The sequence below is a fragment of the Thermostichus vulcanus str. 'Rupite' genome, assembly GCF_022848905.1.
Taxonomy (GTDB): Bacteria; Cyanobacteriota; Cyanobacteriia; order Thermostichales; family Thermostichaceae; genus Thermostichus; species Thermostichus vulcanus_A.
Genome location: NZ_JAFIRA010000004.1, coordinates 11,686 through 29,620 on the forward strand (window position 1 = coordinate 11,686; position 17,935 = coordinate 29,620).

Genomic DNA, 17,935 nt, shown 5'->3' on the forward strand with positions numbered 1-17,935 from the left:
CCAGGTGAACTTGTAACCTAGCTGAGGATAAAAGTCTCGATAGCGGCAGCCACACCATCCTGATCCACAGAGGGGGCCACCCAATCGGCATGGGGCAACAAAGCAGCAGAGGCATTACCCATCGCCACCCCGATCCCCGCATACTGAATCATCTCAATATCGTTGTCGCTATCCCCAATCGCCATCACCTGATCCGCCGACAACCCCAGCACCTCCTCCGCCAGAAAGCGAACGGCATTGCCCTTGTTCACCGCCGGATGGGTAGCCTCCAGAAACATGGGCTCGGAACGGGTCAGGTAAAGCTGCTCACGAGAATACTGTTGCCGCAGGGATCCCAGCAATTCGCTGATCAAATCGACATCCTCCGACATGGCCAGGATCTTGGTGGGCTTTTGCCCCCGTTGTTTGTCCGAAAGTAGCTGAAAAGGTACCTGGGAGCGCTGGGCATAGGCTTGACTGAGGGGGCTAAGCTCCCGCAAATACAGTTGATCCTCGATGTAGAGGTGCACCACCAGCGGGTGATCCTGCAATCTTTGCAACACATCCTCCGCCAGTTCCCAGTCCATGGCCCAGTGCTTGAGGGTAACTTGGCTGACGGGATCCCGAATTAACGCCCCTTGATAGCTGCACAAGGGCATATCCGCCTGGATAGCATAGTGAAACCGTTCTGCCGAGCGATGCATGCGCCCTGTGGCGATGGCCACCCGTACCCCAGCGGCCTTGGCTTTTTGGATGGCCTCCTGCACGGGCTCTGAGACCTGGTTAGAACGCCCGGCAAGCGTGCCGTCAATATCCAACACCAGCAGCCGAATCTCCCGCTGAGTAGGAGATGTGGACTCTTGCCGCTGTTCCTTGAACTGAGCCTTGGGTTGAACTGCTACCTGGGTTTGCATTGCCCCTCCTGCTGGCAACCTCCCAGACGGTAACACGGCTCTGGTGGGATTCATCTCCTAGATGCACCGCTTAGGTGGGTCGAGGCAACCGGATCCCTCAAAACCCAGGATCGGTTCTCTCCCCTGCTCCTGCCAGAGAGAGGACGTACAATCAAAGAAGATTGGTGCCGTAATGGACGAAAACACCGTGAACATGCTGAAACGAATCGGCCGCAGTTGCCGACCCCTATTGGCCATTGCTTTGGCGTTGATCCTGGCCTTGGCCCCGGTGAGCACCGTCTGGGCTCGCAGTGGCGGTCGTATCGGCGGCGGCTCTTTCCGGGCTCCCACCTTCTCTGCTCCCCGCTCGATTGGCCCCCGCTCCGCTCCTGTGTATCCCAGTGGTGGCTATGGAGGTGGCTTTGGGTTTCCCCTGCTGTTGCCCTTTTTCTGGGGGGGTGGCGGTGGCGGCCTGTTTACGCTGCTGCTGCTGATTGGGGCAGGTAGCTTTTTGGTACGGACGTTGCGCTCCGCAGCCGACTCCGAAGACGGGGATGACCCTACCGGCCTCCGCGATCCGCAAGTGACCGTGGCTCAGGTGAAAGTGGGCCTGCTCTCTAGCGCCCGGCAACTGCAGAAAGATATCAACACCTTAGCCTTAGAATCCGATACCCAATCTCCAGAAGGGTTGAGCCAACTGTTGCAGAATGTCAGCCTCAGCCTGATGCGTTACAGCGACTACTGGGTCTATGGCCATGCAGAAGCTGGTAAGCTGCCCCTGTCCCGCGCCGAATCCCTCTTTTACCAAGCCTCCTTACAAGAGCGCAGCAAGTTCAGCATCGAGAGCCTCAGCAACCGTAACAATCAGTTACACCGGGCTGCACAACCGCAACCGGCGCTAGCAGGAGCCTCCGATGGGATCCCGGAAGTGGGGGAATATCTGGTTGTCACGCTGCTAGTGGCGTATCGAGGTGGTTCGGGTACACTACCTGTAGTTAATTCCGTGGCGGAGCTGCGGCAGTGCCTCATGCAGTTGGCATCCCTCTCAGCAGAGCGGGTTGTGGCCATTGAAGTGTTGTGGACGCCGCAGTTGGAGGGAGACACCCTGTCGGCAGATGCGCTTTTAACTGAGTACCCGGAAATGCGACTCCTCTGAGGGCCTTTGGGTGAACAGGGAGCGGCTGCGGCTGAGTGCCTCAACTCTTCAGGATCCCCGCCGTTTGGTTTGGGAGGTTCTATGTCTGGGTATGATGCTTCAGCCGGGGGTCATCGCTCCCCCTGGAAGTCTGGCCAAGCTAGGCAAGCGGATTCTCTACTGGATGATTTGTTCGACGACCTAGAACACAGCTTCGATGAAGGGTTGGGGGAGGTTGAGGAGTACCCCTATTTCGGCACGCGGCCTCCATTACGTTCCCGGCGTTCTCAGTCCTCTGGAGGGATGTTGCTGGGGATGGCTTTGGCCGCTACTTTTGTGGCAGGACTCGCCTTCTGGATGACTCTACGCCCACGGGCAGTGGTTTTTTCAACAAGCAGAGAGTTCAGGGGGGAATTGCCCTTTTTGGAGAAGGAGAGTGACCCTTCAGAAGGGGATCCCTTGTTGGCAACACCGACCTCCCTGCTGGAGCAGGCATCCGATTCTTCCTTCACGATGACAAATCCTCAGGAAGATTCGCCTAAGGTACCCGAGGGAAATGCCGCTGCTCCAAAGGACTCTGTCCCTCTGGCGCCAACAGGGACAGCGGCCATTGCGGCAGAACCCGCTCCAGCCCGAGCAGCCTCTCCTGCTGTCTCTGCACCCTCGGTGCCCGCAGCTCCTCCAGTTCCCCCAGCGCCAGTACGGATCCCACCCCAGCCGGTGCCGCAGATGAAACTGGTGGGGTTGATCCACGATCCGGGCGCCCCCAAAGCCCTGATTTTGATTGACAATGTGGTGCGGCAGGTGCCAGTGGGGCACCCTGTTAAAGCCGAGTGGCGGGTTACCTCCATTAGCCCCTACGGAGTGGCCGTCAGCAATGGTGCCCAAAGTTTCACCTTGCAGTTGGGATTAACGCAGCGGATTTGAAGCATGGGATCTGGGGGGATCTCAATCGCGGATGGAGAGGGAGGGGGCACATGAACCGATACGCAGCAGGAATGGTTTTGGTTCTGGGGCACTTCTGCTTCGGCCTGCTCGGTTGTCGAAGCACGACTCCGGCACTGGAATCTCTCACTGAACATGGGATCCCAGTTGCCTATGCCGATCGCCCACAGTTGCGGGGCAAAGCTGTGGTGGAATTGGAGCTGCAAACCGCTCAGGCGGGGTTGGGCAAGGTGATTCTCGAGATCCATGGAGAGTCTGCCCCCCTCACGGGTGGCCAGTTTATTGATTTGGTGCAGCGCGGCTTTTACAACGGCCTCACCTTCCATCGGGTCGAGAAAGATCCGCAGCCGTTTGTGGTTCAGGGTGGAGATCCCCGTGGGGATGGCACGGGTGGCGCAACCGAACCGGGCAGCAACCGTATGCGTACAATTCCCCTGGAAATTCAAGTGCGGGGGGAACCCCAGCCCCGTTACAACACCTTGATCGAGGATCCCGTGACTTTGCGTAATTTGGCTCTACCCCATCGTTCGGGGGCGGTGGCCATGGCTCGTTCTAGCCCACTGGATTCCGCATCTTCTCAGTTTTATATCAGCCTGTCTTCCCTGCCGATTTTGGATGGGCGTTACGCCGTGTTCGGGTACGTCATTGAAGGGATGGAATGGGTGGATAAGGTGCAGGTGGGGGATGTGATTCGCTCAGCACGGGTGATCGAGGGGGAAGAATGGCTCACGGTTCCAGCAGCAGTCTCCCAGCAACAGGCACAAGAACAATCGCTTCAAGAACCCTAACCTGGGGATCCCAGCAGCTTATGATGGGCGACAGCAACGGTTGGCAGCTCCTTGACGCCGGTCTGGTTTGGAGCATCTTGTCGCAGTTGCTTCCTATTTGCTGTAGCTCAGCTCTTCTGCCCTCTCTGCCAGCGGCCTCATCTGCCAAAGGCACCCTTTCATGTACGAAGACGCTTTTTCTCCACTAGAACCGCTGGACGAACTCCCGCCGCATCCGCCCCCAGATGTGGATGTGGAGGTGATGTTGCAGCAACTGGAGGATAGGGATCCCTATTTGCGGATGCAAGCGGCGCGAGCCTTCTGCGATCTGGAAGAACCCCGTGCTGTCCAGCAACTGTTGACCTTGGTGCGGGATCCCTGTCCGTTGGTGCGGGTGGGAGCCGCCTACGCTTTGGGGCGTAACCCGGATCCTGGTGGAGTGGAGGTGTTGATCGAGGGCTTGCGCTGGGATTGGAATGGCTATGTGCGCAAGGGCTTGGTTTGGGCCTTGGGCAATGCTAAGGATCCCCGCGCCTATCCAGTCCTGATGGAGGTTTTGGCTAACGATATTACCGCCGTGCGCCTGTGGGCCGCCAGTGCTCTCGGACAACTAGCCCAAGCACAAGTCTTACCCTGCTCAGCCCTACCGGAGGTTGCCATGGCCCTCTGCCGGGGCTTGGCCGGGGATCCGGTTGCACCTGTGCGGGGTAATTGTGCCTGGAGCTTGGGTATCCTTGGGCAGCAGCTGAAGCAGCTCCTGTCTGATCCGGATGCAGATCAAACCCCCTACCAAGCTCTGAAGGAGCAGCTGTTGCTCAGTGCCAGTGGTGATCCTGATTGGGGAGTACGGGATGATGCGCGGCTCTCTTTGCAAAAGCTAGCGGATCCCGGCTGCCGTGCTGTTAGGCAAGCCTTAAGCGACAGGGGGAGGGAAGTCTTTGTGCTGGAGCAACCGGATCAGCTGGATTGCTTGGAGTAAAGTACCCGACGCTAGGCCTACGGCACGGTAGGCGAACGCCCTCCGGCAGAGCGTGCGCCTCCTGCTGCTTTAGCTGAGGATTACAGATCATTCATTTGCACAAACCAAGCAACGCTTGAGAATAAGCGTCCCCACCTGATCTACTGTTCCCCGCCAACCCGCCTCAATCACAGCTGTTGCCTCTGGTAACTCCACAATAGCTGGCCCCTGCACGTGAGACCCTATTCCCATCTGCAGCCGGTCATAAACGGGTACCTTTTGGAAGGCTCCTCCGAACCAAGCCCACCGCTGGCCCCGAGGGGGGCAAACTTCAACTGACAGATCTCTAAGCAAGGGGTCAGGAGCTACCAAGGGCACTTTCGGCAAAGCCTGCACCGCCTGCAACCGCAACTGGATCACTTCTACCGGTTGAGCCGGATCCTGCCAGCCATAGCGCTGTTGATGGGTGGCATGAAATTGTTGCTCAATACACTCAACCGGATCCGACAGCTGTACTGGGATCCCCAACTCGAAAGACTGACCGCGGTAGCGCAGATCCAAGCTGAACTGTAAAGCCGGATTCTGCAAATCCAAGTGGGCCTGCTGAACCAGGGGGACTGCCCAATCACTGAGGGTGGATCCCACCTGGTGAAGGGAGCGGAGAGGACGCAAAACCGCCCGCCGATAATCGCGCCGTAGATCTGCCAAAGCCATCCCCAGGGCCGAGAGAACACCACAGGCTGCCGGGATCAAGATTGTGCGCATCCCCAAAGCTTCTGCTAGGGCACAAGCATGCATCGGCCCTGCCCCCCCAAAGGCCAACAGGGCAAAATCTGCGGGATCCAAGCCCCGTTCAACGCTGATCACCCGCAAAGCCCGCACCATTGCTCCATTGGCTAGGGTTCGGATCCCCACCGCCACCTCCTGCACACTCAAGCCCAAGGGATCCGCCACGGTGCGAAGGGCCTGCTCAGCCAAGTCCCGCCGCAGCTGCACCGCATCTCCCAACCAGCCCCCGTCCGGCAAATAGCCCAACCAAAGGTTGGCATCCGTAACGGTCGGAGCTGTTCCCCCCCGCCCATAGCAGGCTGGCCCCGGATTCGATCCGGCGCTTTCTGGCCCCACCTGCAACCCACCCCCTGGCATCAATTGGGCCAGGGATCCACCGCCAGCACTGACGGTATGCAGATCAATTTGCGGCTGTTGCACAGGCAACCCACCCACCACAGCTGCAGGACTCACCTGTGGGATCCCATTCTGGATCAAGGCCACATCCGTGCTGGTTCCCCCCATATCAAAGCTGAGCAAATTCCCATAGCCGCTCAACTGGCCCAGATAGGCTCCCCCATACACTCCCCCGGCTGGCCCCGAGAGCAAAGCCACCGAAGCATGGGCCGCCGCCTGAGCAATAGAAGTTACTCCACCGGAAGACTGCATAATCAGGGGTTGCGGGATCCCCCTCTGTTCACATCCTTGCGCCAACCGGTGCAAATAACCCGCCAGAGCGGGACTGAGGTAGGCATCGATTGCGGTGGTGCTGAAACGTTCGTATTCCCGGAACTCCGGCGCCACTTCACAGGAAAGGGAAATATGGAGGTTTGGGAAGGCTTTTCTCAGGGCTGCCCCCAACCGCTGTTCATGCTCTGGGTAGAGAAAAGAAAACAAGAACCCCACTGCAATCGACCGGATCCCATCCCGTTCCACCTGTTCCGCCACGATCTGAATCACCCGCTGGATCTCCGCCTCGGTAAGAGGTTCCAGGACCCCGCCCACACTGCAGCGCTCCTGCACCTCCAGGCAATAATGGCGGGGTACCACTGGCTCCGGTTTGGGTTGAGTCAGATCGTAAAGGGAGGGGCGATTTTGCCGGGCAATGGCCAAGATATCCCGAAAACCCGCCGTGGTGAGAAATACAGTTGGGGATCCCTTGCGCTCCAGGAGGGCGTTGGTAGCCACCGTCATGCCATGGCAGAACAGATCGATTTCAACCGGGCCGATTTTGTCTAGGGCCGCAAACACCCCCAATTCTGGGCTAGGGGTAGAGAGCACTTTTGCCGTCCGAATTTGCCCATCCTGCAGCACCACCAAATCCGTAAAGGTCCCCCCCACATCGATCCCCAGACGCACCCAGCTTTGTCCGGGATCCCGTTGCTTGGCTACGGAGAGATTATCAGAGGCATGAAGTGCAACTTCTACCACGTCCGGCCACCCCAATGGTTTAGCCCATTTTCGGGTCAATATTCAGGTTAAGGTTATGGGTGGCGCTTACGTACTGGTTTGGTTTCTGGGTGCTCCTCCACAGCTTCGGATTCCAAAAGCTGACGGAACTCCGGCTGATCCAAACGATAATCCCGTTGCTCAATCAAATCCCGATCCGTGGAGTAAATGGTATCGGACTCCCGCACCACCTCTTGACGGCTGAAGCGGCGGGCAAAATTGAGCTTCCGCAACAGCGCTTCGCTGGGATCCTTCAGCTTCTCCTGCCAAAATTGCCGAACTCGGTTACGGCGCTCCACCTGCCGATTGCGGCCCTGTAGAGTGAACCAGCGAAGGGTGGGTACAGCCAGGAATAGGGTGCCGTAGAGGAACAGAAAGCCAATCAAGGGATAGATAAAAGCCAAAAAGGCATTGCTCCCGGCAGCGGCTGCCACTTCCCCGCGTGCTCCGTAAAGAATCGCTGCCAGAAAGAAATTGAGAACTCCCAGTCCACCGGCCAGGGTCAGCTGACCAGGTGTGGCCCGGCTGAAGATCCAGGGTTTCTCTTGCAGTGCGCCAGGGATCCGCTTTGACTTGCGCTCTGCCGCCACCACCTGCAGCTCAGGAAAACGATAGACAATGTCCCCTTCCTCGCTGACCTCCGGTTGACCATCAAACTTAATCAAAATCGGCAGCATGTAATCTTCGTATTCCAGGGCAGGGGATCCCGGCTCCACATCCAAATAGGGCAACACCTGTTCCGCCGCAATGACCCCCCCGTTGGCCCGAATCACCTGACCAATCAAGGCATAGCGCTCTTCCTCCAGATCAGCGTTGGGATCCCCATCCCCAAACAGGAAACTGTACACTGCCTCCAAGAAGTTCAGCTCCGATTTTTCCTGGGGTTGCTGGCGAGGACGCGCCCGTCCCGAATAACCCTGATACCCGTAGTCGGGATAGGGTTGCCAAAAGGGGTTGCCAATCCAAAGATTGGGAAAGTAGTAAAAACCCAACCCACCCCGCGAACGACCCCGATTGTTGTTGTCATCGCCACGGTTGGCCGCCATCTGCAGCGCGATCAACGCCAGGATGATCAAGACAATCGACACCACCAGCATGATGCCGAAGGAAACTCGCAACCCGTAGAGAAACCCCTTCCAAAGCTTGCGCCGCAGAGCAGCAGCCCGATCCTGTTGTTCTTTACGGCTGAGAATGCTGCGAAACTCGCGTGGGAAAACGTAGGCAATCTCTCCCTGTTCTGAAACTTGTAAATGTCCCTCTGCCTTTTGCGCCAGATTAAGCAGCTCTTGTTTGGCCTCGTGTAAAGCCAAGCCCGTGCTGGAGGCAATATCTCCCAGGGTGACCCGCAGGCCCAGCTGTTCTACCGCATCCATCACCAATGTTTGTGCAGCCACTCTTGACCTCCGCTTGTCGCCCAAATCCGCTAGGGATCCCATTCTGATACTCGATACAGGATCTGCTCTGACGGAGCTAAACCTATCGTCTATTCCCAGTATCTCTCCTGAACCTAGCAGCGGCGAGGGCTGGTATCCGTCCCTGCTCGGGATCCTTGAGGGTGAGATTGCTAGGATCAAAGTCTAAACTCGATACCCCGATACAAAAGGCAGGCCAGCCATGACTTCTCTTGCCCCGAATGCCTCCGGGGATCCCTGTCCCCAAACGGATCCGATGTCGGCGGGTATTGTGACGGTGCGACCGGCAGCAGAAACCCTAACGCTGCAAAAGTTGCCCTACTTTGTCGGCATTTCCCAGGCTACGGCAGGCGCCAAGGGCATTTCCATGAACCGGGTGGTGATCCCGCCAGGGGGTGCAGCAGAACCTCACTTTCACCGCGACTACGAAACGGCTATTTATTTGCTCAAAGGCCGGGTCGAAACCCGTTATGGCCCTGGACTGCGGCAATCGGTGATCAACGAGGCTGGGGACTTTATTTTTATTCCGCCTGGCGTGCCCCATCAACCCTTCAATTTGGATCCTGATGAACCGGCCTACGCTCTGGTGGCCCGCAACGATCCCAATGAGCAGGAAAATGTGGTGCTTTACAACCTAACTTCTGCGGAGCATTAAAGAGTCCTTCAACAGTTGTATTCACAAATTATTTAGAATCGCTCAGAATTATTCAACAGAATTACAATCCAACAGAGAATTACATCTGTGGGCTGGCTGGGCAGCGCTCCTGCGCCGACAGGATCGCTCGAGCACCGAAAATTTTCCTGTTCTCCTTGGGACTAGATAACTAGCAAAGGGATCCCTTTTGGCCAGAAACTTCTTAAGGGATAGTTAAGTCCATGAAAATACAGAGGGGTTAGTTCCTTCATGTTACTCATGAGGCAAGGGATGTAGGGATCACAGGAATAGCATCAGTGAAAAAGTATTCTGTGATACGATTCACTCTCGGCCAAATGGGTTTGATGTTACGAGATTCGGCCAACAGTGATGAACGCCGCTTCCTTTGCCTGTCTGATGGAACCTTGCGCCTTTCGACTTTATGGGGTGTAGGAACTCGGCAGCCAATCTGGTAGGAATGCGATAGGTTCAGAAGTAGGACTAGGCCGAACACTGTCCAGAAAGATGACAATCCTTGAAAACTGGAACCCGTTTCATCTCGGAGACTAAAACATGGCTCATTCTCTTAATCGTCGCCAGCTCATCAAAATGGGTGCCCTAGCTGGGGCGGGGGTAGCTCTCGGGCCGCACCTTTGGGTCAAGCGTTCTCTGCCTGCCTATGCTCAAGGGGAAACGATCAGAGTCGGGATCCTGCACTCCCTTAGCGGTACCATGGCAATTTCGGAAACCAGTGTGGTGGATGCCGAGCGACTGGCCATTAAAGAGATCAATGCTGCCGGTGGGGTGCTGGGGAAACAGATTGAGGCAATTGTGGAGGATGGAGCCTCCGATTGGCCCACTTTTGCCGAGAAAGCCACTAAGTTGATCGACTCTGACAAGGTGGCAACGGTGTTTGGCTGCTGGACTTCCGCCAGCCGTAAGGCTGTGCTGCCGGTGTTTGAATCCAAGCAGCACCAGCTCTGGTATCCGGTGCAGTACGAAGGGCAGGAATGCTCCAAAAACATCTTCTACACGGGAGCTGCTCCCAACCAGCAGATTGAGCCTTCAGTGGAATGGCTGCTCAACAACAAAGGCAAAGAATTCTTCCTGGTGGGATCCGATTACGTGTTCCCCCGCACCGCCAACACCATCATCAAGGCGCAACTGGAAGCCCTGGGTGGCAAGGTGGTGGGTGAAGACTACCTGCCTCTGGGCAACACGGAAGTGACTCCGATCATCAGCAAAATCCGAGCCGCTCTCCCCAATGGCGGCGTCATTTACAATAGCTTGAACGGTGACAGCAACGTGGCCTTCTTCACCCAGTTGCAAGGGGCAGGGTTGGGGCCGGATCGTTACCCCTCCATGTCCGTCAGTATCGCTGAAGAAGAAGTGCAGGCCATCGGCCCCGAATTTCTGGAAGGGCACTATGCTGCCTGGAACTACTTCATGACGGTGGATACCCCGGCCAACAAAAAGTTTGTGGAGGCTTTCCGGGCAGAATACGGCCAAAACCGTGTCACCAACGACCCGATGGAAGCCGCCTATATCATGGTTTACATCTGGAAGCAGGCGGTGGAGAAAGCCGGAACCGTAGAGATCGATGCAGTGCGGCAAGCTGCCTACGGCCAGACCTTCGATGCTCCAGAAGGGATGGTGACTATGAACACCAACCACCATCTCACCAAGTATGTGCGGATTGGGCAAGTGCGTTCCGACGGGCTGTTTGAGGTGATTTCAGCCACTGATGCCGTAGATCCCTTGCCCTGGAACCAGTTTGTGGCGGAAACCAAGGGCTACGCCTGTGACTGGTCGGATCCAGCCAAGGGCGGTCGTTACAAAGTGGAAGCGTAATCTCAGTGTCTGAAGGTCGGGATCCCCTGGCTAGGACTGAGGCCAGAAGGGATCCCGATTTACTGTTCAGGGAGGGGGTTGAGTCTTCCTTCCATGAAGCTTCCCTAGGTTCGTTCGCACAAGGATCGCCAGCTTATGACCTTGCTCTTCGACAGTTTGTTTAATGGCATCAGTATCGGCACTGTCCTGCTGATTGCGGCTTTGGGCTTGGCGATTGTCTTTGGCCTCATGGGGGTAATCAATATGGCCCACGGCGAGCTGATGATGTTGGGGGCCTACACCACCTTTGTGGTGCAAAATGGCTTCCGACAATTGGGGGATCCCTGGCGGGATTTCTACATTTTTCCAGCTTTGATTGCGGCTTTCTTGGTCACCGCTTTGGTGGGGTGGGGTCTGGAACGGGGGGTGATCCGCTTCTTGTACGGTCGTCCACTGGAAACTCTACTGGCCACCTGGGGAGTCAGCCTAATCTTGCAGCAGTTTGTACGCAGCGTTAATTGGGTGCTGGCGTTACGGCTGGGGGGGTTTGGTTTGCTGTTTTTTGGAGGCTGGTGGTTGCTGGCCAAACGGGTGGATTGGCAGCGGATCAAAGGCTGGGTACTCACCTTACTGCTGGTGCTTTCCACGGCGATTGTGACCGTGGGTGGGCGGGTGTTGGCGCAAACCTATGCCCTAGCGGTTACACAACCCTGGTTTGGGGCTCAAAACAAGGACGTGACTGCCCCCCGTTGGCTGCGAGGTGGGATCCCAGTGGGCAATCTCTTCCTACCCAATACTCGCCTGTTTATCATTAGCCTCACCCTTCTCTGCATCATCGGTCTGTACATTTTTCTGCAGCGCACCCGCTGGGGACTGCGCATCCGGGCGGTCACGCAAAATCGGGCCATGAGTGCTTGTGTGGGGATCCCGACCCGAACCGTGGATGCCCTTACCTTCGCGATTGGATCTGGTCTAGCGGGGGTGGCAGGAGTGGCGGTCAGTTTGCTGGGATCCGTGGGGCCCAATACCGGTCAAAACTACATCGTTGATACCTTCATGGTGGTTGTGGTGGGCGGTGTGGGCAAGCTCTTGGGCAGCATTATGGCAGCTTTAGGCATTGGTATTGCCAACTTTTTGATTGGTTCCGGCACCTTGGCCTTGATCCTTCCGGGAGTACCCCTATTGACGGATACCCTGAACTTTTTTGCCACCACCAGTATGGCGAAGGTGATGGTTTTTGCTCTGATTGTGGCCTTTTTGCAGGTGCGCCCGCGGGGTCTTTTCCCGGAAAAAGGTCGAACAGTGGATGCCTAGAACGGAGAAACGAAGGTGCTTCACGCTCCCAATACTGCTGATGTCATGGCTACTCCCGCTCAACGTCGGGATCCCAACTCTCGCCACAAACTGCTATTGGAGGGTGGGATCCTAGTTGGAGTGGTGCTAGCGCTGATCTTCTTGGCTCCGGCGATGGTGTCCAGTTTCCGTCTCAATTTATTGGGGCGGTTTCTGGCTCTGAGCATTGTGGCCCTGGGGATTGACCTGATCTGGGGCTATACGGGAATGCTTAGCCTGGGACATGGAGTGTTTTTCGCCCTCGGGGGCTATGCGCTGGGGATGCACCTGAATTTGCAGCTACCCGATGGTCGGATCCCGGAGTTTTTTAGTTTGTATGGGGTAACAGAATTACCCTGGTTTTGGCGACCTTTTTATTCGTTTCCATTGACAGCCATTGCTATTGTTCTGATCCCAACTTTGGTGGCAGCAGCACTGGGTTATTTGGTGGTCAGAAATCGGATCCGAGGCGTTTATTTCTCGATTCTAACTCAAGCCACCACCATTATTTTCTTTAACTTCTTCAACGGCCAACAACGCTTGATCAACGGCACCAACGGATTGACAGATTTTAGAACTCTGTTTGGGATCAATGTGAATTCTTCCGAGATGCGCTTTGCCGTTTATGTGACAACCATTGTGTTTGTAGCCTTGGCCTACCTACTCTGCCGGTGGCTGACCAGTGGTCTCTTTGGGCGGATCCTAGTGGCCATTCGAGATGATGAACCGCGGGTGCGCTTTTCGGGTTATGACCCAACTGGATTTAAGGTGTTGGTTTTTGCAGCATCTGCCGGATTGGCAGGAATCGCCGGAGCTCTATTTACCTTGCAGACAGGGATCATTTCCCCCAATGCCATGTCGATTCCTTTTTCCATTGAAATGGTGATCTGGGTTGCTGTGGGAGGTCGGGCTAGCTTGGTGGGGGCTGTAATCGGAGCAGTGTTGGTGAATTTCGCCAAGAGTCTTCTCAGTGAGAATTTCCCGGAAATTTGGCTCTTCTTCCAGGGGGGCTTATTCCTGCTGGTGGTGCTGGTGCTGCCAGATGGATTGGTGGGTTGGGTACGTACCCAGGGCAAACAACTGTGGGTCACCTTTCAACTTTGGCGTCGGCGCTTGGCCGATACTTCCCCAGCTTAGTAGACAGTTTAAGGTAGAAGGGATCCAAACTGATGGGGCAGATCACGATGGCCACTACCCTCACTTCCCCCCACTCTCTGGAGGAGTTCCTAAAGTTGCCGGAGGAGAAACCGGCGCTGGAGTTTTTCGACCATCGAATTTACCAAAAACCTATGCCCAGGCGCCGACATAGTATCCTTCAGTTTGAGATTTCCTCTGCCATTAACCAGATAGCCAAGCCGGCAAAAATCGCCTATGCCTTTCCTGAACTCCGCTGTACGTTTGCAGGACGCTCAATCGTGCCTGACATTGTTGTCTTACTCTGGGAGCATATTGAGTTTGGTAGTGATGGAGAACCGCGTGATGATGTCTTGATCTCGCCAGATTGGATGATCGAGATCCTTTCCCCTGAGAAAAACTCTGGATGGGTGATCCGTAAGATTTTGTTTTCCCTGGAACAAGGAGGACAGCTCGGCTGGCTTGTGGATCCGGGCGATTGCTCAGTGGTTGCCTTCTTTCCAGATCGCCTGCCCAAAAGTTTACAGGGATCCGACCCATTGCCCGTTTTGTCCGGGATCCCTTGGCCAATCAGTGCCGATCAACTGTTTGATTGGTTGAAAATGAGTGTTTAACCTCTGGCCTTTTCTTCTTGGATGCAATCCCTATGCTCACTGCAGCTCCTGCCGCTACCCGACAAATTTTACAAATCCAGGATCTCACCGTCAGTTTTGATGGGTTTAAGGCTCTCAATGGGTTGAACTTTTCCTTAGATGAAGGGGAATTACGGGTGGTCATTGGCCCAAATGGAGCGGGCAAAACCACCTTCTTAGATGTGTTGACAGGCAAGGTCAAACCCACCAAGGGACGTGTCTTATTTAAGGGGAAAGATCTAATTAAACTCAAAGAGTATCAAATCTCGAACCTTGGGATTGGTCGTAAGTTTCAAACGCCGCGTGTTTATCAAAATCTCAGCCCACGTCAGAATCTGGAATTATCTTTTAACCCCAATAAGGGAGTGTTCTCCACCTTACTTGGCAAGCGAGACCTAACGGATAAAATCGATGCCTTGCTAGAAACAATTGGCCTTACCCATAAGGATCGGATCCCGGCAGGTTTGCTCTCCCACGGGGAAAAACAGTGGCTAGAAATCGGCATGGTCATTGCTCAGGATCCTAATTTGCTGTTGCTGGATGAATGCGTGGCCGGGATGACGGATAAAGAAACAGAAGCGACAGGAGAACTGATCCAATCTCTGGCCAAAGATCACACCATTGTGGTGATCGAGCATGATATGGTGTTTGTCCGGCAAATTGCCCGGAAAGTTACCGTTTTGCACCAAGGGGCACTGTTGTGTGAGGGCAGCTTTGAGGAGGTAAAAAATGATCCACGGGTGATTGAAGTCTATCTCGGCTCTCACAAGGCCAAAGGATAATTATCACTTATTTGATTAATCCCATTATGGAAACAGGGCAAAGGAATCCGATGAATACAGAAGAGGCTACCGCGACTCAAAACCTATCCCAGAATGATTCTAGGCCTCTGCTAGAGGTTTCCAACTTGAAGGTCTACTATGGGCAAAGCCTAATTGTGAAGGATCTCTCCTTCAAGATCTTTCCGGGTCAGGCGGTTTGCCTTCTGGGTCGCAATGGTATGGGTAAAACCACCACTCTAAAAGCCCTGATGGGACTTCTGAAGGACTGTACAGGCAGCATCACGTTCAATGGGGAGCCCATTGCTCATTATCCCCCTAACCTGCGGGCCCGTGCTGGGATCGGCTATGTGCCTCAGGGGCGAGAAATTTTTCCCCGCCTAACCGTAGAAGAGAATCTTTTGATTGGGTTAGAAGCTGCGCCTGCCAAAGAACGGGTTGTACCAGAGTTTGTCTATGAGCTATTTCCGATGCTTCGTTCTTTCCTGAAGCGACTCGGAGGAGATTTAAGCGGTGGGCAACAGCAACAATTGGCCATCGCTAGGGCCTTGGTAGCGGATCCAAAAGTGTTATTGCTAGATGAACCCACAGAAGGGATCCAACCCTCCATCATTATCGAGATCGAAGAAGCGATCACCCGTATTAAACAGGAACGGGGTGTTTCCGTACTGCTAGTGGAACAGTATTTCGAGTTTGCCCAGAGCTTAGCTGACTACTTTTATTTGGTAGAAAACGGTTCCCTGATCATGGAAGGCTTGACTAGCCAGATGGATGAGGAAAAAGTTCGCTCTCATCTCTCGGTTTAAGAGAGATTGGGAAGGGGTACCCGAACCCCTCGACATTTGGATTTGGTTGTCTTGATGGCTCTCCCGAACTTATGGTGATAACGTTTCATGAACGCCAACGCCTCTCATCCTACGGACGACCCGGAGGGTCATCGTCCTACGGACGACCTGGAGGGTCATAGCGGCCCCAACATGAGTCATCTAGCAGGGGGTTAATCCCCCTCACGACAGCGTCTAGCCCTTTTGAAATTTGAAATGGGTTGGTTCATGAAATGGGTTGGTTCACTGGAATCCAGGCTGGGGTGACATGGCCCGATCCAGCAGCTCCATCGGGTGAACAATCGGGATCCCCTGCCGACCCTGCAAGTCTAAGTGTTTCTGGATTTGTAAGCGGCAGCCGATGTTGGCGGAGACAATCCCTTGAGCGCCCGTATTGAGGAGGTTTTGCACTTTTTGGGATCCCAGCTCAGCCGCAACCTTAGGTTGCAATAGGTTGTAAACCCCAGAACTGCCACAGCAGAGGGCCGCATCCACCGGATCCCGCAGTTCTAACCCAGGAATTTGCCGCAACAGTTGGCGGGGTTCTTGGCTGAGCCGTTGCCCATGCAGCATATGGCAGGCATCCTGATACACCAGCACCAGCGGTTCCGGTTGCAGCGGCTGCAAAGGAGTGGTGAGACCCACCTGAGCCAGAAACTCCTGAATATCCTTCACCTGGGCGGCAAAACGGGCGGCTCTCTCTTTGTAGACGGGATCCTGGCCCAGAAGGTGACCATATTCTTTTAGGGTGTGTCCGCAGCCGGAGGCATTGATCAAGATCGCATCCAACTCAGGTTCATAGGGTGCGAAAGCATCCATCATCTGCCGGGCCAAGGTTTTCGCCTGCTGGAGTTGCCCTTGATGGTGGGGCAAAGCCGCACAACAGCCCTGCGCCGGTGGAATCACCACCTCACAGCCATTGCGGGTCAAGACACGAATACTGGCCTCATTCACCTGCGGGGTAAAGAGCCGTTGCACACAGCCCAGCACCAACCCCACCCGAAAGCGTCGTTCTCCCACCGCCGGGATCCGCTCGGGGTACTGCTTCGGCAAAAGTTGCTCGGGTTGAAGCGGGGGCATGAGAGATTCCATTGCCGCCAGCCGGGGGGAGACCTTTTCCAGCCTTTTGCGGATCCAAGCGCGGACTTTCCCTCCCATGCGCTGGTAGAGCCAGAGGGGCCACAACAAAGGCCGCAGCCGCCCTGGATAGGGAAACACCGTGAAGAGGAATTGGCGATACAGCCGATCCCAAAGGCTGCGTGGGTAGTTGCGCTCAATTTGCGGTCGGGTGGCAGCGATCAACCGGTCGTACTGCACCCCAGACGGACAGGCCGTGACACAGGCCAGGCAGCCCAGGCAACTGTCAAAATGGGAAACCGTGGCCGGAGACAGGGCAATTTGACCCTGATTGAGGGCATCCATTTGGTAGATGCGTCCCCGCGGAGAATCGGTTTCTTTGCCAATGACGCGGTAGCTGGGGCAGGTGGTCAGGCAAAAGCCGCAATGGACACAGGCATCGATCAATTTTGGATCCGGGGGATCCACTCCATCGAACATTGGCCCTTGCGACAACGCCACTGGCTCAGACATATCCGGTTCTCAGAAGACAATCAGCAGATAAAAAGAGATTAAGACACCATAAATAAAATAAGCTTGCCGTCGGGATCCCATTCATCTCCAACGACCTAGAGTTCTTGCCGTTGCAGCAACTCTTTGAGCAAAGACAGGGCCTCACTGTCGAAGTTGTTGTGGGTGATGGCCTCTTGCAAGAAGGCTTTCTCTGCTTCAGAAATCTGCCCATCCTGCAAAATTAAGGTTTTCAGGCCATCCGCCTCAAAGCGGTCGATGAGGTTGTCTTCTAAAAAGAAGGCCAGTGCCTGCCGCAGTGACTCAATCTTGTCTTCTGTTCTCTCTTCTGGCTCTACAGGATCCGCCATTTGCCCGACTCGCTGCCACCGTTCCTCTGCATCTTAATCTCGGAACAGCCTCTCAGACGCAAGTCCCGCCCATCCAAACTCGCCTTTTGCGCGTACTACCCTGTAGATACCCAACGGACAAGAAGTAGAAAAGACTTGCCCAGTGGATCCCATCCCTCCTCATCCTTGGAACCAATGAACATGCGACACCTTCTCCTTTCCACCTTCTGGTTAGCGACGCTCTCCAGCTTGAGCCTGTCTGGGTCAGCGCTAGCCCAGGCGAACCTGCGGGAACTTCCTCCTGATCTGGCGGAACAACTGACCACAGAACAAATTTTGCAAGCCTGCGCCAGCAACCAGGCGGATACTTTGCCCAGCCCCTTCCCGGATGTGGTGCCGAGCGATTGGGCCTACAAAGCGGTGCTCACCCTCTACTACTGTGGTGCTTATCGTGGGGCAATTCCCCCAGAGTCCTACCGGCGCTACCTGGAGCAACAGCGGGGATCCCAAACCTAGTCCAAGAGGGGGCTCCATTCTGCCAAAACCCA

Annotated in this window: 17 protein-coding genes; 12 read left to right on the top strand and 5 right to left on the bottom strand. The window is 55.4% G+C overall.

The features are described 5' to 3' along the window. Positions 1–17: 17 nt before the first annotated feature. A complete protein-coding gene (locus JX360_RS02675) occupies positions 18–893 on the bottom strand; it encodes a Cof-type HAD-IIB family hydrolase (RefSeq protein ID WP_244349035.1) in 876 nt (291 codons plus the stop codon). Between the two features lie 172 nt (positions 894–1,065). Between JX360_RS02675 and JX360_RS02680 the strand changes: the two genes are divergently transcribed. The 4 genes from JX360_RS02680 to JX360_RS02695 all read left to right on the top strand — a co-directional run bounded on the left by JX360_RS02680 (position 1,066) and on the right by JX360_RS02695 (position 4,698). Next, positions 1,066–2,028: a DUF1517 domain-containing protein gene (locus tag JX360_RS02680; RefSeq protein ID WP_244349036.1), complete on the top strand. Its 963-nt coding sequence runs from the start codon at positions 1,066–1,068 to the stop codon at positions 2,026–2,028. Between the two features lie 81 nt (positions 2,029–2,109). Beyond that, entirely contained in the window at positions 2,110–2,934 is an 825-nt protein-coding gene (locus JX360_RS02685; protein ID WP_244349037.1) for a hypothetical protein, read from the top strand. Positions 2,935–2,984: 50 nt separating this feature from the next. Beyond that, positions 2,985–3,740, top strand: a complete 756-nt coding sequence (locus JX360_RS02690; RefSeq protein ID WP_279611193.1) for a peptidylprolyl isomerase — start codon at positions 2,985–2,987, stop codon at positions 3,738–3,740. Between the two features lie 160 nt (positions 3,741–3,900). After that, positions 3,901–4,698 carry a HEAT repeat domain-containing protein gene (locus tag JX360_RS02695; RefSeq protein WP_244349038.1) on the top strand — a complete coding sequence of 266 codons (798 nt, stop codon included), beginning with the start codon at positions 3,901–3,903 and terminating at the stop codon, positions 4,696–4,698. A gap of 87 nt (positions 4,699–4,785) precedes the next feature. Here JX360_RS02695 and JX360_RS02700 read toward each other — a convergent pair whose 3' ends face one another. Together JX360_RS02700 and JX360_RS02705 are read right to left on the bottom strand one after the other, a co-directional pair. Next, complete coding sequence (locus JX360_RS02700; RefSeq protein WP_244349039.1) at positions 4,786–6,876, bottom strand: hydantoinase/oxoprolinase family protein; 2,091 nt, start codon at positions 6,874–6,876, stop codon at positions 4,786–4,788. Between the two features lie 53 nt (positions 6,877–6,929). Continuing rightward, positions 6,930–8,288 carry a hypothetical protein gene (locus tag JX360_RS02705; protein WP_244349040.1) on the bottom strand — a complete coding sequence of 453 codons (1,359 nt, stop codon included), beginning with the start codon at positions 8,286–8,288 and terminating at the stop codon, positions 6,930–6,932. 274 nt (positions 8,289–8,562) lie between these two features. On the opposite strand from JX360_RS02705, the gene JX360_RS02710 reads away from it, so the two are divergent. From JX360_RS02710 to urtE, 7 genes are all read left to right on the top strand, one after another. Next, on the top strand, positions 8,563–8,961 hold the full coding sequence (locus JX360_RS02710; protein WP_425244345.1) for a cupin domain-containing protein: 399 nt from the start codon (positions 8,563–8,565) through the stop codon (positions 8,959–8,961). 552 nt (positions 8,962–9,513) lie between these two features. After that, complete coding sequence (urtA, locus tag JX360_RS02715; RefSeq protein ID WP_244349042.1) at positions 9,514–10,791, top strand: urea ABC transporter substrate-binding protein; 1,278 nt, start codon at positions 9,514–9,516, stop codon at positions 10,789–10,791. A gap of 135 nt (positions 10,792–10,926) precedes the next feature. After that, positions 10,927–12,084, top strand: a complete 1,158-nt coding sequence (gene urtB, locus JX360_RS02720) for an urea ABC transporter permease subunit UrtB (RefSeq protein ID WP_244349043.1) — start codon at positions 10,927–10,929, stop codon at positions 12,082–12,084. 45 nt (positions 12,085–12,129) lie between these two features. Beyond that, positions 12,130–13,239 (top strand): urea ABC transporter permease subunit UrtC, encoded by a 1,110-nt coding sequence (gene urtC / locus JX360_RS02725; protein ID WP_425244346.1) that lies wholly within the window; start codon positions 12,130–12,132, stop codon positions 13,237–13,239. A gap of 32 nt (positions 13,240–13,271) precedes the next feature. Beyond that, entirely contained in the window at positions 13,272–13,850 is a 579-nt protein-coding gene (locus JX360_RS02730; RefSeq protein WP_244349044.1) for a Uma2 family endonuclease, read from the top strand. Between the two features lie 32 nt (positions 13,851–13,882). Then, positions 13,883–14,650, top strand: a complete 768-nt coding sequence (gene urtD, locus JX360_RS02735) for an urea ABC transporter ATP-binding protein UrtD (protein ID WP_244349045.1) — start codon at positions 13,883–13,885, stop codon at positions 14,648–14,650. 50 nt (positions 14,651–14,700) lie between these two features. Further along, positions 14,701–15,453, top strand: coding sequence for an urea ABC transporter ATP-binding subunit UrtE (gene urtE / locus JX360_RS02740; RefSeq protein ID WP_244349046.1), 753 nt, complete (start codon positions 14,701–14,703; stop codon positions 15,451–15,453). A gap of 261 nt (positions 15,454–15,714) precedes the next feature. Here urtE and JX360_RS02745 read toward each other — a convergent pair whose 3' ends face one another. Together JX360_RS02745 and JX360_RS02750 are read right to left on the bottom strand one after the other, a co-directional pair. Further along, positions 15,715–17,061 (bottom strand): (Fe-S)-binding protein, encoded by a 1,347-nt coding sequence (locus JX360_RS02745; RefSeq protein ID WP_244349047.1) that lies wholly within the window; start codon positions 17,059–17,061, stop codon positions 15,715–15,717. A 95-nt stretch (positions 17,062–17,156) separates the two neighbouring features. Then, the gene (locus tag JX360_RS02750) at positions 17,157–17,408 is read right to left on the bottom strand and encodes a hypothetical protein (RefSeq protein WP_244349048.1); all 252 of its coding nucleotides are present in this window, start codon (positions 17,406–17,408) and stop codon (positions 17,157–17,159) included. A 180-nt stretch (positions 17,409–17,588) separates the two neighbouring features. On the opposite strand from JX360_RS02750, the gene JX360_RS02755 reads away from it, so the two are divergent. Beyond that, positions 17,589–17,903, top strand: a complete 315-nt coding sequence (locus JX360_RS02755) for a hypothetical protein (RefSeq protein WP_244349049.1) — start codon at positions 17,589–17,591, stop codon at positions 17,901–17,903. Positions 17,904–17,935: the final 32 nt, after the last annotated feature.